We start from the raw sequence: 15,081 nt of genomic DNA, 5'->3' as shown, positions 1-15,081 counted from the left end.
AAGAATGTTTGAACATCTCCTTTCCGTTATAATCTTTTTGCCCATTATTGCCGGGTTGGTGCTCCTGGCCTCGCCGGCAAGCAGGACGATCGCTCGGTTTACAGGGCTCATCATTTCGTTGTCCACCCTCGTCCTCAGCCTCGACCTCTACCTGGGATTCAAGTCCACGGGGCATCTTGAATTCATAGAAAATGTTCCTTGGATCGAATCACTGGGAATTTCCTATGCTCTGGGTGTGGATGGAATCAGTCTGTTCATCCTGATGGCCTGCTCTGTTCTTCTGCCAATGGTCTATTTGATTTTTGGCACCAAAGAGAAAGGGTATTACGCCAACCTGCTCATCGTTCAAGGAGCCATGACCGGTGCAGTATGCGCAACTGACATGATCCTCTTTTATATCTTCTGGGAAATCATGTTGTTGCCGGTCTTCTTCATGCTGGGTTTGTATGGGGGGGCAAAGCGTCTTCCTGCCACGCTGAAGATCACCATTTACACTATTGCTGGTTCCTTGCTCATGTTGGCTGCCATCGTGTATCTGGGTGTTAGTTACCATGCCCAATTCAACGAGTGGAGTTTCGCGATGAATAAGATGGCGCAACTCAATCTCAGCGGTCAAGTGGCAGCGGTGGCCTTTTTTGGATTCATGATTGCTTTTGCAATCAAAATTCCCTTGTTTCCCTTTCATACTTGGTTGCCTGACGCGTATACCGAAGCACCGACTGCGGCTACCTTTGTCTTGTCAGCCATTATGGCCAAAATTGGTGTATATGGTGTAATTCGTTTCGTGGTGCCGGTCTTTGATCAAGAATTTGCTCGATTCGCCATACTTCTCGCCTATGCCGGCGTTATTGGCATGATGTACTGTGGCATTGCTGCAATCGCCCAAAAAGACTTCAAGCGAATGCTGGCCTTTTCTTCTGCCTCCCACATGGGTGTCATCGCCCTGGGTGTATTTTGCATGAATGTCCAAGCCTTGACCGGCTCCATCTATCAGATTGTCGCACACGCCACCAGCACGGGTGTCCTTTTTCTTTTCGCGGGAATCCTTGAAGAGCGTACCGAAACCAGAACTATCGAGGACCTTGGAGGAATCGCCGCGAAAGCACCAGTTTTCGCATTGTTTTTTGCCATCGCGATGTTGGCTTCGGTCGGATTGCCCGGAACAAGTGGGTTCATTGGTGAATTCATGATTATTCTTGGAGCAATAAAATTCAATACCGCTATCGGTGTGCTTGCCGCGACAACCTTGATCGTTGGTGTGTGCTACATGCTATGGATGTTTCAACGGGTATTTTTTGAAAAATCCACCGCAACATCTGAGAATTTTAAAGATTTGACCTTGGTTGAAGGATTGACCTTTCTCCCCGTGATTTTACTCATCATCATCATGGGAATTTATCCGCAGCCGTTTATAAGTAAGATCACACCTTCTGCTGCATTGCAATTTTCCCAGAACGCTCCTGTTGTCGCACACAGCACAACCACCAATGCTCACGGCGTTGAGCTCAACATTGAACAGCAATAATACCGGATGTTCATTATGACGAACGATTTACTGTTACTCATGCCACTGATTATCGTTGGGGCAGGAGCCATCTTGTTGATGCTCTCTTCTGCCTATGAAAAAATTTCTCATGAAATGGCTGCCTATGGGAGTGCCCTTGTATTTGCCATAGCATTTCTTGTTCAACTGGGTTCGTGTATTACCGGGAAAGCAGTCCTTTTCTCGGATATTTTCAACAGCTTCCTCGTGGTCACTAATTTTTCCAAGGCTGCTGGCCTGATTATTCTAGCTTGCGGACTCTTTACCGTTATGAGTGCGCAGACCTATTTCAAACAGAATACTTTTTGCAGCCCGGAGTTTTATAGTCTTACGGTATTTGCCGCTTCAGGAATGTTATTGTTGACCATGGCCCAAGAGTTAATATCCGTTTTTATTGCTCTGGAGATTATGTCATTGGCCATCTATATCCTGGTTGGTTACAACCGAAAGAATGTTATCAGCACTGAGGCTGTTTTGAAATATCTCATGCTTGGTGCCTTCGCTGGTGCATTTTTGACCATGGGAACAGCCTTGGTCTATGGGGCCACCGCCAGCACCAAGTTTGTGGCCATCGGCAAATTCGTTGCCGCCCACGGCTTCTTGCACACACCGGCATTGGTGGGCGGTGCTTTCTTCATCTTGGTAGCCTTTCTTTTCAAGGTTGCCGCCTTTCCCTTCCATGCCTGGGTCGTCGATGTGTATGACGGCGCTTCCGTTCCAATCACAGGCTACATGGCCACGGGGTTAAAAACTGCCATCTTTGCTGTGTTCGCCAATTTCTTGGTTGTCGATCAAGGATTGCATAGTGGATGGATCACCTTTCTGTTTTACATCTCCATCTTGACGATGTTTGTTGGCAATCTCATCGCCATCGGCCAGCAATCCTTGAAAAGAATGCTCGCTGCCTCCGGTATTGTTCATTCCGGTTATTTGTTGATCGCTCTTGTTGCTGTAAGCAGCCAAGAATTTTCCGGTAGTGTGATTGCCTACTATTTGGCCGCTTATGCCGCAGGGACTCTTGGTATTTTTTGCGCACTCTCGTATCTCGGCGGAGCCGAGGAAAAGAGAAACACATTTGATGATTTCAAGGGACTTGCCAAAATTCGTCCCTATTCCGCCGCAGCTATCAGCGTGTTTTTGCTTTCCATGGCCGGTATCCCCCCCACCGCAGGCTTTATGGGGAAATTTTATATTATTACCAGTGCCATCGATGCAGGCCAAATCACCCTGGCAGTTTTAGGCATCATCAGCAGCATTATTTCCATGTGGTACTATCTGCGTCTGATCATTAACATGTACTTTCACGAGCCGGAGGAGCAGTTCGACGAACCCCTCCCCTCAAATTTTGCGCCAGTTTGTACCTTTATCCTTGTTCTTTGTGTTTTCGCGATTAGCTTGTATCCTATTACCGTTTGACGGTTTCATGAAAACGATCTGAAATACTTAAAGGATAAAAGAATCTTCATGAGGCCTGAAATATATTTCAGGCCTCTTTTTCGTTTGCTCTTCCCAGCACGTTGATCGATGAACCTTGATCGGCTGTTTGTTCCGCCTCAGTTGGAAATGGACAATCTTGCCGTTTGCAGTAAGGACTCCGAAGGAGCCGTATTGTCTTTTTGAGAGAGCATCGGGTTTGCCGACGGCGCCCGAAGCCGTTTTGTCTTCCTCAGTTCTCTGGCCGCTTCCAGTTTCCGGTCCCGCTCTTTGAAAATTTCCTGCTCCCTGCCACTGAGCTTGTCCACTGGAGCCACGTAGCCAATGGCGCTATGCAGCCGGACGTTGTTGTAGTGGGCAATGAACTTCTCCACCATCCTCGGGGCGTCGTCAAGGGAAAGCGGTACGCCGGGGCGAATGCACTCTCCCTTGATGGTGGCATGAAATCGCTCCAACTTGCCGTTGGACTGCGGATAGTACGGTGATGTCCGCACGTGCGTCATGCCGGAGAGCCGGATGAATTCCTTGAAATCCTTGGCAATGAATTGCGGGCCGTTATCGGAGATGATCCGAGGCCGGGCTTCGGGGTATTTCTCCTTGGCCCGTTGGACAATGATCTCCACATCCTGCTCCGTCATCTGCTCCCGGATCTCCCAATGAACGATGAAACGGCTGCAGCCGTCGAGCAGGCTGCATAGATAATAAAAGGTGCCGCAGATATTGAGATGTGACACATCGATATGCCAATGTTCATGAGGACGAAGCGGTTGCACGAAGCCATTTCCCTTGGCGCTGTTTTTTCGGTTCCACTTCTTGAGCAAACCGGCCTTGGCCAAGACTCGCCAGGTACTACTCGGACTGACGGCAACAATGTCCCGATCAAGCATCATGAACGTCAACCGCCGATACCCTTCCAGGGGATGATCGAGCGCAAACCGGATGATGGCCTCCTGCTCCCAGGACTCCAGCCAGAAGTCACGAGGGATTAGACCGTTATGTTCGTTTGCCTTGCCGCAACGGCCAATCCAGGCGTAAAATTTACTCCGCGCCACGCCAAGCCAGACGATGAGCCTGTTGGTGGGTATTTCTGCTTTTGCACTCCACCGGCGACTGAAATCAACCACGGCATCGCGGGTGTCATGGGGAACCCAACCGCCATTCAGAGCTCCCCAAGTTCTTTTTTTAACTGGATATGCTCCTCCAGCAGTTCCGAAAGCACTTCATGTTTCCGGCGCAATTTCTCCTCAAGCTCACGAATGCGCTTCTCCTCCGCCTGCTGTTTGCTCTTTCCTTCACGGGCAAACGCTGAAGCCCCTTTTTCAAAGAACTGCTTCTGCCAATCGTAAAAAATCTTCGGCTGCAATTGGTATTCGTCGCACAAATCCGAAACCGCCTCTCGGCCAACCAAGTGCCGTTTCAGGATAAAGACCTTCTCTTCAGGGCTGTAGTTGTGACGCTTCTTTCGCATGGACTTCCCTCCGTTCATGATGGTTTATCATAAACGGCAGGATTGTCCTATTCCTGTTGAACCAAGACACTCCTCACCTGTTTGCTACGATCAGTTGTTGACAGATTGTCGAAACTGAACGAAAAATATATTCGCTTACACCTCTTTGGCCGATTTCCCCGAACAACGAACGCAAATGAACAGGAAATGATTGGCGTGTTCACTTTGTTGAACATGCCACGTGACCATTTGCCCCTTGGAGTTCGATCCGTTGAGTATTGAAACACCTGAGAACAGTAAATCCTTTTCTTCCCGCGGTTTTTATCAATCATTGGGCACTGTGCGGCGACGACTCGTTTGTATCGGTGCATTTACCTTGCTGTGTCTCGCCCTGGTGAGTCTTGGCAGCGATCAATACATCCTTTTCCGGTATAAGAAAGAACAGCATCCCATAACAACTAACCTGGCTGCAGAACTGAAGAACTATATCATAGCCAACTATACCAACGCCGCCCTTGAGTTAGCCAAGTATTCAGAAATAATTGATGTTTGTGTCGGAAAGACAGATAGTGACAACAGCAACTTGCTCCGCGTCTTGAATACGGCCCAAGGGGTACTCAATGCTGCCCTAGTCTATGTCATGAACCATGAAGGGACTGTGATTGGTAGTTCCGCGAATGTTGATGAACCGAGTCTCACCGGTAATGAATACCCATTTCGTCCCTATTTTTTTCATGCGTTGGCCGGTAATCCCACTTTTTATCCTGCTGTCGGCGTGACCACCAAACGAAGAGGGTTCTATTTTGGTGCACCGATTTATACAACGAGTCATGGAAAACCAATCGGCGTTGTTGTAATTAAAACATCCGATACCTCTGCCGATATCTTTTTTTCCCATATCAAAGATACTTTTGACGCGCTCCTTGTTTCAAACGACGGTATTGTTTTTGCTTCAACCAAAAATGAATGGAACTTTAAAGCAGCTTGGAAAATAGCTCCAGAACGGTTGCAAGAAATTAAGGATGGTCGTCAATTTGGTGACCATTCTTTATCCTCACTGCCTTTTTCCCTTCAAGCTCCTATTATTCATCGCAATAATCTTCGTTATTCAGTTGATCTTCTGCCGCTTTCCAACAGTGGTTGGTCCATAGCAACTCTTGTCCCCGCCCCTTTTCCTTGGGCAATTGTTCTTGTACTCAATAGCATTGTTCTGTCGTTGGGAATCCTGACTGGTAGTATTGTTCTCCATTCGCATAAGGAACAGGAACTGACCAGTCAAGTGTTGGCGGGCCAGGAGGCAAGTGACCGGGCGGAATCCGCCAGACGGGTTTCTGTATTGGAATTGGAAACCATTTTCAGTGCCAGTCTAGTTGGCATCATCCTGGTTCGCATGGGAAAAATTATCAATGTAAACAAACGGATGTCTGATATTTTCGGTTACTCTCGGGAAGAAATCCTTTCAGGAGACATCCGGCAATTTTTTTCAGATCGACAATCCTTTCGCCATTTTGTCCGGGAACACCTTCACTTGCTTGCAGAAGGAGACGTCGAGCAGATCGAATACCAACTCAAGAAGAAAGACGGCTCCCTCATTCCTTGCACCTTGAGCGGTAAAGCTATTTCTCCCCAGGATCTCGCCAAAGGGACAGTTTGGGTTATCGAAGATATTTCACGACGAAAGGCGGTGGAAAAAGAACTCTATCATGCTAGGGAAGCGGCCGAAACCGCCAGCATAGCCAAAAGCGAATTTTTGGCCAACATGAGTCACGAGATACGCACTCCTATGAATGGCATTATAGGCTTGTCCAATATTTTGTTGCGGGAGGACTTACCTGATCTTCAGCGGCAGCAATTGGAGTTGATTCATCGATCCGCCATCCGGCTCATGATTATTATCAATGATATTCTTGATTTTTCCAAGTTGGAGGCTGGCCGTTTCGAACTCGAGCAGCGGTTGTTTTCTTTGCGTAATCTGCTCAATGAAGTGATCCAGCCCATGGAACCGACAGCGCAACGTAAAAATCTTCGACTCCACTTGATTGTTGCTCCGAATGTTCCGGACATGCTGGTTGGCGATCAAACCAAGATTATGCAAGTGCTCACCAATCTGATCGATAACAGTCTCAAATTTACACGCAAAGGACAGATTACCCTTACCGTGTCGAACCAACCGTCCCCAAATTCCTTTGCCAATGGCGATATGCTTTTGTTTGAGGTAGCCGATACCGGTATAGGGATCGCTCCCACCTACTATGACAAAGTGTTCGAATCCTTTTCCCAAGCCGATTCCTCCCATTCCCGCCGTTTTGGCGGCACAGGACTCGGTCTATCCATTTCCAAGGGGCTAGTGGAACTCATGGGAGGGAGAATTTGGTTTGAAAGTGAACTGGCCAAGGGAACTCGATTCTCTTTTACCTTGCCGATCACTGTCCCCGATATCGAGCAAAGTCAGAAGCCAAGCAGAGAACCTTCCTCGCCATCTGATGAACAAATGCCTCTATCAAACCACGGGCAACGAATTCTGGTGGCCGAGGATGAATATATCAACAAAATTTTGATTCGAACCCTTCTGCGACAGGCCGGATATCAGGTGACCGTGGTGGAAAACGGGCGAAAAGCTGTGGATGCCTGGCGTGGCGGCCTTTTTGATTGTATTCTCATGGATATCCAGATGCCTGAAATGGACGGATATGAAGCGGTTGCGCGAATCCGCGAGGCAGAAGGCGACAATCAGCATATCCCCATCATTGCCATGACCGCCCATGCCATGCCCAGTGACCGGCAAAAGTGTCTTTCTTCGGGCATGGATGACTATGTGTCCAAGCCGATTGATGGTTCCAGCGTTTTGAAAATAATTGAAAAATATCTGCAGCCAACGAGAGTGCCGGACCCCCCGAAGCACAGGCTGGGCAAACATGAAACGATTGTTAGCGCTGATGGCTAGTTGCCTCGTTGTGGGGCTGAGCGGGTATTGGCTTACCCGCCAACGTCCGCCGACTCCCGAATTGGTCGATTTTCTCCCTGCAGAAACCGCTATCGTGCTCGAGGGTGACAACCTGGCCCACACTTGGGGCCAATGGCGTCAGAGCCTGGTCGGGGAGCAGCTGCGTCGTTTCGACCTGGTATCCTTGCTTTCCAGGCAGGGGCTACCGGAATCATTTACCCGCCAACTGTCCACCTTTGGCGCCTCCATTGAGCAGGTCACCAAGGTGCCTCTGTTCGCGCAACTGTTCACCCGCAAAGCCGCTGTTGCCTTGTTGCCAGATCCATCGCAAACACGATTGTCCAACGAATCGATGGCCCATAATTTGGTCGTCCTCGTCCGGGTGCCCAAGGAAACTGTACCGCTGCAATGGTTTGAGGATTCTTTCGGCCCGGTCCGGTCAACCTCGGTTTCGACCTACCAACGGCAACGTCTGGTCACACTTCAATTTGACCACGGAATTGCAGTATCGTACTGCCTGACCCGCCAGATATTGATCGCCTCTTTGACGGCACGGTCGGTGCAACGATGCATCAATCAATCCTTGCAGCACATGGTGCAGAATCAGACCGGATTACGGGTCAATCAACGGTATCATCGGTTGAAAACATTTGCCGGGGCCAAGGCCGATCCCTTTCTCTTCGCCAATTTCCAGGTTCTATCTCCCTTTCCTTATTTAGGTAAAGACGGAGAAGAAAGCCCTCTGCAACAGATTGCTCTCTTTCACCAGCACGACGGCGGAAAAGGACGGTTTGGCGCGCTGGCTCTGATCGATCAGGAACGTTTGTCTGCGTTAACCAACCGATATCATATGACGTTCCCTGTGGAGAGACGATGGTTTCAATACATTTCTCCAGAGACAGAGTTTCTCTTTTGGACCAACTGGTTCAATCTGCAATCGTTCTGGGAGTTAGTACAAAACACGGGGACACCCGAGGTCACCTCCCTCCTGGCCAATTTTTCCACCTACCTCGCGCACGCCACCGAACAAACCACGCAAACGTTTTTTGATGTATTCGGCAGCGAATTCGGGGTATTCATAACGAGACAGCAGGAGGCTCATCAATCGCCTCGCTCCATGGCTTGTGTGGCCATTGAGGTGCGTGACCGTGGCCGGGTTGAGGCATTGCTCAGGAAGATGCTTGCCGATCTTCAAGCGGTAACCGTGGTCAGCGAGAAAGCGGAAATTGTCTCCGTCATTCTCGCCGGCGGGTTGCTGCAACCGGCCTATTCTCTCATGGGAAACATGCTCGTTTTCGCCGACCGTGTTGACCTGATCGAACAAGTGCATCGATATATCGTCCAATCTGATCAGGCTGCGCGGGACACTGTCAGGGAAGGGAGCAATGTTATTCTTTTTCTACGAACAGGCCAGATCGTGCAACGATTGCTTCCTTTGTTGACCCTCCTGGCCAAGGGCAACGGGGGAAAGACAGACATCCTGACGCCGGAGACCAGAGTGCTGATTCAACAGATTGTGCTTCCCGCCTTAAAGCGGATGGAGTCAATTGAAACCAGCCGCCTCCGCAGCTACGCCCACGAGGATGAACTGGCGCTGGAGATCGAATATACGATGCGCCACTGACCACAAAACATCCGCGTTCACCGAACACGGATCAAGAGTTTTTTCATTTTTCGGAATTATTCATGGAACAGTTGGTTGCTGAGCTCAAAAAAATTGTGTCCTTCAAAGAAACCACCACCGTGGGCGATATTGTTCTTATTGCTGCAAAATCACCGCAGATGCTCGTGTACGCATTAGTGGGCGATATCGAACGCGATCAGACCCGCAAGGAGGAATGGTGGCATGTGACCCTGCACCTGTTGTCCATTCCGGTGCAGACGGTGATTTGGACCCTGCGCACGCCCCAGTTCACCGGCCAGGAAACCTTCACCATGGGCGGTGAGGGAAGATTTATCAAGGCGGTTCGGTTTGACCCGCCCGCGAGCGAGGCAATTGATCCAACGGCGCGACGAAAAGGGCAACAACAAGGGCCGCGAAAACCGGGTTTGCGGATTGTCAAGTGAAGACCTGTGCGTGCGACCTTGTTGTCGGCAATCGGCGCGGGGTGCACAGCCGGGTGGCCACCCGGCTGGCGGGAATTGCGGCGGAATTCGGTGTGGTGCTGTCCATCAGCCGAGCAGATGAAACGGTTGATTGTTCTTCAATCCTCGATGTTCTGGCCCTTGCCCTGGTCGAGGGAACGAACCTGACCTTGCGTGCCGATGGCGACAGGGCTGAAGGGGCGTTGCAGGCTGCCCTTGTGCTGCTTACTAGCCAGGATGATTCCTGATAAACAGGCATGGAGAATACGAAAAGCAGGTCGACAACTTCCCGCGTCTTACAGGGCATTGGTGTGTCGCCCGGTATTGTGGTCGCCACGGTCGTTGTCGTCAAACGGCAGACGTGGCGAGCTGGTTGGTGCCACCTGCCGGCCGAGCACCTTGCATCGGAGATCCAACGTTTTTTCCAGGCCATCTCTGCCGCCCGGGAGGAACTCATCCAGTTGCGGCAGCAGTTGGCTGACCACATGGATGATGCCTTGTCGATCATCGATTCCCATTTGCTGATGCTCCAAGACCGGATGTTTGTCGAACGCACCGCGGCCATTATCCGGGAAAACAAGGTCAATGCGGAATGGGCGTTGACCCAGACCCTGAACGAAATCAAGGAGCGGTTCGCCCTGATTGACGATCCCTATATTCGCGACCGATATGCCGATATCAAGCATGTGGCCGATCGGGTATTCGGTCTGCTTACCGGCCGGGAATATGCGCCCAAGGGCAAGACAGCAGACCAGCCCACCATCCTGGTTGCCAATGATCTCTCGCCAGAGGATGCCCTGCGACTGCAGTCGGCCAATGTTCTTGGTTTCATAACGGAAAAAGGGGGGACAATCTCCCATACCGCCATCGTCGCTCGATCTCTCAATATACCGGCGGTGGTCGGCCTGGAGCATGCGACCTCCATCCTGCACACCGGCGAGCCGATTATCCTCGACGGCGGAACGGGCCAGGTGGTCGTTCATCCCCAACCTAATGAAATTATTCGACTGCAGGAGAACGATCAGCACTATCGCGCCGTGGCCGAGGGGCTGGACCGCTATGTGCATCTGACCTCGGAAACCAAGGATGGGTGTCCCGTTCGCTTGAGCGCCAATATCGAGATGCTGGAGGAACTCTCTGCCGTGCTTCGCTACGGATCGGAGGGAATAGGGCTGTTTCGCAGCGAATTCGATTTTTTTCAAGGGATCCGGCCACCGACGGAAGAGGCGCAACTGGCTACGTATTCCCGCCTCCTGGCAACTATGGCCCCGCATCCGGTGACCATCCGCACCCTCGATGTAGGCGGCGATAAGATCCTTGCCCGTTTTCCCGGCAACAAGGCGTGGCTCGATCGGGAACGCAATCCGGCTCTCGGTCTGCGTTCGATTCGTTTTTCCCTGTACGAGCGGGAGATTTTTCGCTGTCAAGTGCGAGCGCTGCTCCGGGCCTCGGTCCATGGCCGGTTGCGCGTTTTGCTGCCTCTCGTGTCAACCTTGCAGGAACTGCGCCAGGCAAAGGAGATGATCCACGACTCGATGAATGCATTGGCGGCCGAAGGAATCCCTTTTGACCAGGACCTTGAAATCGGGGTGTTGATCGAAGTTCCCAGTGCCGTGATCATGAGCGATGTCCTTGCCATGGAAGTGGATTTTTTTGCCATCGGCACCAACGACCTGATCCAGTATTCCCTGGCCATTGACCGCGGCAATCAGTATGTGGCTCATTTGTACGACCCCTTTCATCCCGCGGTGCTGCGGATGATCCGACAGACGGTCGACGCCGGCCATGCCCGCGCCATTCCCGTGTCGCTCTGCGGCGAGATGGCCGGTGACCCTCTTTGTGCCCCGCTGTTGATAGGGTTTGAGCTGGATGAGCTGTCGATGCGCCCTGCGGTTATTCCCTGGATCAAACGGTTGTTACGGCATTCCCACAGCGGAGAGCTGCACTTATTGGCCCAAGAGGTCCTCCACTGCGCGGACAGTGGCGAGGTGCGTGCGTGTGTGACCGATTTCTTTCAACGTTTTTATCCAAGAGATTTTTATCAATCGTGAACGAACGCCAACTCATCGAATACATCACTACACTTGTCGGCCCCATGGATGGACGATTGATTCAAGGGATCGGTGACGACTGCGCGGTGATTGCCAAGAATGATCACGAAGTCTGGCTGCTGACCATGGACACCCTGATCGAATCGGTCCACTTTGACTGCGCCTTTCACCCGCCGGAAAAACTGGGCCGCAAGGCAGTTTCCGTCAATGTCAGCGATATCGGTGCCATGGGGGGAAAGCCGCTTTTTGTTCTGCTGTCGGTTGGCATGCCGCCCGGTTTCGACGAATCTTGGTTCAAAGCGTTTGCCCAGGGGCTGAATGATGCCTGCCGGGAATACGGCTGCCTGCTCATTGGCGGCGATACCGTGGCCAGCCCGCAGGGGCTTAATTTCTGCCTGACCGTTATTGGCGAGGCAGCGGTGGATCAGGTGGTCTATCGCAGCGGTGCCAGGCCGGGTGATGTCATCTGGGTCAGCGGCCCGCTCGGGTTGGCTGCCGCCGGCCTGGAATTGCTCCACCGGGGAATGATCGATCGGGAGGATTTTGGTCCGTTATACGAGAAGCATCTGAACCCCAGGGCCCGGGTAGAGCTCGGGGAACGGCTGGGTAAAACCGGGCTGGCGCACGCGATGATGGATCTCTCTGATGGGTTGGCCACCGATCTCGCCCACCTGTGCAAGCGGTCCGGGGTGGGGGCACGGCTGACTTCGTCGGCCCTGCCCGGTATAGCTCCCTTAGACGAGGCTGCGAGGTTGTGCCATGCCGATACCCTCCAATGGATGATTGGCGGCGGTGAGGATTATGAATTGCTTTTCACCGCCGCGCCGGAATCCGAGAACTCCCTGCGGGTAATCGGCGAACAATGCGGGCTTGCCCTGGCTTCGGTCGGCACCATCGTCCATGGCGAAGGGGTTCTCCTGCTGCGCCAACTCCCGGACGGTCGCACCGAGGAGCGGGCCGTCACCTATGGAGGGTTTGATCATTTCCGCAACGGCGAGGGGAGGGGGGATGGCGGTCGGCGCGCTGTTTAAACACTGGTCACTGCGGCTGTTCGCTCCGGACCGGATCCTCCAGCAAACCTACGAGGGGTTCAAGGCCTTGCTTGGGTTCGACGGCAGGTGCCATGAATTGATGGCCGAGTTCGAGGTGCTTTACCACGAGGGGCGAAAGGAAGACCTGGCGCGGACTCGCGGCCGCTATCGGCAATTGGCCGAGGCGGTAGCTGGCATGATTGCCGCCCTGGAGCAGATGCATCCCGGAATAGCCGGTTCACTGCGCGACTATTTCAACAAGTACGATTTTTACGCCCGTCTGGTGTTGGCTCCGCCGGAGCGATTCTTGATTCCTCCCTTTGTTGTCGACCACAACAGTCCAGCGGAGCCGTCCCTGGTAGGCAACAAGAGCCAACATCTACTGTTGCTCAAACACGAGGCCAAAGCCCAGGTACCCGACGGCTTCACCATCACCGCCACGACCTTTGACCTGTTGATCGAGCATAATCGACTGCGGCCCGCCCTGGATTTGCTCTTGGCCGCAATTGACCTCGAAGTGCCCCTCAGCCTGGACGAGGCCTCGCAGGCGCTGATGACCCTGATCCGGCGGATGGAGCTTCCGCCGCTGGTGGCCCAGGAAATCCTGGCTGAATACGACCGCCTGGCCGTCACGGGGCCGGATGAAATCCTCCGGGTCGCGGTTCGATCCTCCGCCCTGCACGAGGACGGTGACCACAGCTTTGCCGGCCAATACCATTCACTGCTTGGCATTGACCGGGATGGACTGCTGGCGGCCTATCTCGAGGTGTTGGCCTCCAAGTATACCCCCCAGGCCCTGCTGTACCGCATCCATGCCGGTATTGGCGACGAGGACGCGGCCATGGCGGTGCTGGTGTTGGTGATGGTGGAAAGCGTGGCCAGCGGCGTGCTCTACAGCCGCGACCCCTCGGTGACCGAGGGACAATCTTTGCTGGTGCACAGCATCCGCGGCCTCGGCCTCCCCTTGGTGGGAGGAGCGGTAGTTCCGGATGTTTTCGTTTTTGGTCCGGAAAGTGAGCACCCCACCCGGATCGTTGCCGGCAACCAGCGGCAGCAGCTGGTTCTGTTCCAAGGACAGCTCCAAGAGAAGGATCTGGCAGCTGATCAGGCCGCGACTCTTTCGCTCACCCAGGCGCAAGCCGCGCGCCTTGCAGCTGTTGGCCGGGAACTGGAGCGTTTTTTCGTCGTCCCGCAGGATATCGAGTGGGCCATGGATTCAGAGGGACATCTGTTCATCCTCCAATCGCGGCCGTTGTGCCGGGAATCGTCCAGAACGGAGCCGCCAGCCAAAATAACGACGAACCCTCTGCCTGCGAAATGTCATCCCCTGCTTGCCAATGCCAAGCGGGCGGCCGGCGGTGTTGCCCTCGGGGTGATTCGGCATCTCGACCGCTTGGAACAAGCCGCTCTCGATTCCGCCACCGTTCTGGTCACCCGCCACATTGCGCCATCCCTGGTGCGGTATATCGACCGACTTGCGGCGGTGATCTGTGAGCAGGGGTCGGTGACGGGGCATTTTGCCACTGTCTGTCGGGAATTCGGGGTGGTGTTGCTGGTGGAGGCAACCCAGGCCCGTGTCCTCCTGCCTGAAGGCCAGGAGGTTACTGTCGATGGCGACCAGGGCAGGGTGTATCCGGGCAAGATTGACGCACTGTTGGACAGCAGCCGCAAGAAAGCAAAGGTGGCAGGATCGCCCTACGCTGCCAAGCTGCGCAGCCTGCTCGACCATATCACCCCCTTGCATCTACTCGACCCGCACTCTCCAGAGTTCAGACCCCAATCCTGCCGCTCGCTGCATGACATCATCCGTTATGCCCATGAAAAAGCGGTGCAGATCATGTTTGGCCTCGGCGATATTGCTGCCGGCGGCGCCGCCTCCCGCTGCCGCAAGCTGGCCACCGAACTGCCTCTCGACATCTACCTCCTTGACGTGGGCGGTGCCTTTGCCAACGAGGAACAGCAGGCGGCCATCGCCCCCGAGAGCTTGCAGGCCGCACCGTTTCTTGCCCTGTGGCAGGGGCTCAGCAGTCCTGAGATCGACTGGCAGAGTCACCTCCATTTCGATTGGCAGGGATTCGGCGACATGGCCCTGGCCGGCGGCATCGCCAGCGGCGGGTCCAAGGATTTTGCCTCCTATGCGGTGGTCAGCCCGGAGTATCTCAATCTGAACATGCGCTTTGGCTTTCACTTCACCTTGATTGACTGCCTCTGCGGCCGCGACAGCCGGGCCAATCACTGCCAGTTGCGCTTTGCCGGCGGGGGCGGCGATTATCAGGGACGCTCGATCCGCATTGCCTTGCTGCGGCAGATTCTCGGACGTTTGGGGTTTGAGGTCAGTGTTCGCGCCGACCTGCTCGATGCCCGCCTGATGGGTTGTCCAGCTGGCGAGCTGTTGGACGTGTTGGTTGCGGTGGGCCGTTTGCTCGGCATGACCAAATTGCTCGACATGGTGCTGCGCGAGGAAGAAATCGATTCGCGCGTGCAGCTGTTTTTTCAAAAGGCCGACCGCTTCCACGGCTCCACAACTTCCATTATCCCCTAGAATC

11 protein-coding genes are annotated in these 15,081 nt (G+C 53.4%); 9 read left to right on the top strand and 2 right to left on the bottom strand.

Features of this window, described 5'->3' with window-relative positions:
• Positions 1-4: 4 nt before the first annotated feature.
• Positions 5-1,525: a complex I subunit 4 family protein gene (locus DESPR_RS10215; RefSeq protein ID WP_015724739.1), complete on the top strand. Its 1,521-nt coding sequence runs from the start codon at positions 5-7 to the stop codon at positions 1,523-1,525.
• Between the two features lie 15 nt (positions 1,526-1,540).
• Complete coding sequence (locus tag DESPR_RS10210; protein ID WP_015724738.1) at positions 1,541-2,959, top strand: NADH-quinone oxidoreductase subunit N; 1,419 nt, start codon at positions 1,541-1,543, stop codon at positions 2,957-2,959.
• A gap of 137 nt (positions 2,960-3,096) precedes the next feature.
• Here the strand turns inward: DESPR_RS10210 and DESPR_RS10205 are convergent, their stop codons facing one another.
• Both DESPR_RS10205 and DESPR_RS18970 read right to left on the bottom strand, forming a co-directional pair.
• Entirely contained in the window at positions 3,097-4,101 is a 1,005-nt protein-coding gene (locus tag DESPR_RS10205) for an IS3 family transposase (protein WP_245529430.1), read from the bottom strand.
• A gap of 35 nt (positions 4,102-4,136) precedes the next feature.
• Positions 4,137-4,445 (bottom strand): transposase, encoded by a 309-nt coding sequence (locus DESPR_RS18970; RefSeq protein ID WP_043770480.1) that lies wholly within the window; start codon positions 4,443-4,445, stop codon positions 4,137-4,139.
• Between the two features lie 250 nt (positions 4,446-4,695).
• Between DESPR_RS18970 and DESPR_RS17315 the strand changes: the two genes are divergently transcribed.
• The 7 genes from DESPR_RS17315 (at position 4,696) to DESPR_RS17310 (ending at position 15,077) form a co-directional block, all read left to right on the top strand.
• Positions 4,696-7,368: a PAS domain-containing hybrid sensor histidine kinase/response regulator gene (locus tag DESPR_RS17315; RefSeq protein WP_169701582.1), complete on the top strand. Its 2,673-nt coding sequence runs from the start codon at positions 4,696-4,698 to the stop codon at positions 7,366-7,368.
• The gene (locus DESPR_RS10190; protein WP_015724735.1) at positions 7,340-8,992 is read left to right on the top strand and encodes a hypothetical protein; all 1,653 of its coding nucleotides are present in this window, start codon (positions 7,340-7,342) and stop codon (positions 8,990-8,992) included. Before DESPR_RS17315 ends, DESPR_RS10190 begins: the two co-directional genes overlap by 29 nt.
• 62 nt (positions 8,993-9,054) lie before the next feature.
• On the top strand, positions 9,055-9,435 hold the full coding sequence (locus tag DESPR_RS10185) for a hypothetical protein (protein ID WP_015724734.1): 381 nt from the start codon (positions 9,055-9,057) through the stop codon (positions 9,433-9,435).
• On the top strand, positions 9,432-9,701 hold the full coding sequence (locus DESPR_RS10180; protein ID WP_015724733.1) for an HPr family phosphocarrier protein: 270 nt from the start codon (positions 9,432-9,434) through the stop codon (positions 9,699-9,701). Before DESPR_RS10185 ends, DESPR_RS10180 begins: the two co-directional genes overlap by 4 nt.
• 9 nt (positions 9,702-9,710) lie before the next feature.
• Positions 9,711-11,504: a phosphoenolpyruvate--protein phosphotransferase gene (gene ptsP, locus DESPR_RS10175; RefSeq protein WP_015724732.1), complete on the top strand. Its 1,794-nt coding sequence runs from the start codon at positions 9,711-9,713 to the stop codon at positions 11,502-11,504.
• Positions 11,501-12,535 carry a thiamine-phosphate kinase gene (gene thiL / locus DESPR_RS10170; protein WP_015724731.1) on the top strand — a complete coding sequence of 345 codons (1,035 nt, stop codon included), beginning with the start codon at positions 11,501-11,503 and terminating at the stop codon, positions 12,533-12,535. The genes ptsP and thiL overlap by 4 nt, the downstream gene beginning before the upstream one ends.
• The gene (locus DESPR_RS17310; protein WP_015724730.1) at positions 12,513-15,077 is read left to right on the top strand and encodes a PEP/pyruvate-binding domain-containing protein; all 2,565 of its coding nucleotides are present in this window, start codon (positions 12,513-12,515) and stop codon (positions 15,075-15,077) included. The genes thiL and DESPR_RS17310 overlap by 23 nt, the downstream gene beginning before the upstream one ends.
• The last annotated feature ends 4 nt before the right edge of the window (positions 15,078-15,081 follow it).

The organism is Desulfobulbus propionicus DSM 2032 (assembly GCF_000186885.1).
Classification (GTDB): Bacteria; Desulfobacterota; Desulfobulbia; order Desulfobulbales; family Desulfobulbaceae; genus Desulfobulbus; species Desulfobulbus propionicus.
Note: the sequence above shows the minus strand (reverse complement) of the source record. Positions and strands in the feature narration are given on the sequence as shown.

Bases quoted from the DNA above. Each gene is read 5' to 3' on its own strand.
- DESPR_RS18970 (WP_043770480.1), bottom strand. From the start codon at position 4,445: ATGCGAAAGAAGCGTCACAACTACAGCCCTGAAGAGAAGGTCTTTATC.
- DESPR_RS10210 (WP_015724738.1), top strand. From the start codon at position 1,541: ATGACGAACGATTTACTGTTACTCATGCCACTGATTATCGTTGGGGCA.
- ptsP (WP_015724732.1), top strand. From the start codon at position 9,711: ATGGAGAATACGAAAAGCAGGTCGACAACTTCCCGCGTCTTACAGGGC.
- DESPR_RS10185 (WP_015724734.1), top strand. From the start codon at position 9,055: ATGGAACAGTTGGTTGCTGAGCTCAAAAAAATTGTGTCCTTCAAAGAA.
- DESPR_RS10190 (WP_015724735.1), top strand. From the start codon at position 7,340: ATGAAACGATTGTTAGCGCTGATGGCTAGTTGCCTCGTTGTGGGGCTG.
- DESPR_RS10215 (WP_015724739.1), top strand. From the start codon at position 5: ATGTTTGAACATCTCCTTTCCGTTATAATCTTTTTGCCCATTATTGCC.
- DESPR_RS17310 (WP_015724730.1), top strand. From the start codon at position 12,513: ATGGCGGTCGGCGCGCTGTTTAAACACTGGTCACTGCGGCTGTTCGCT.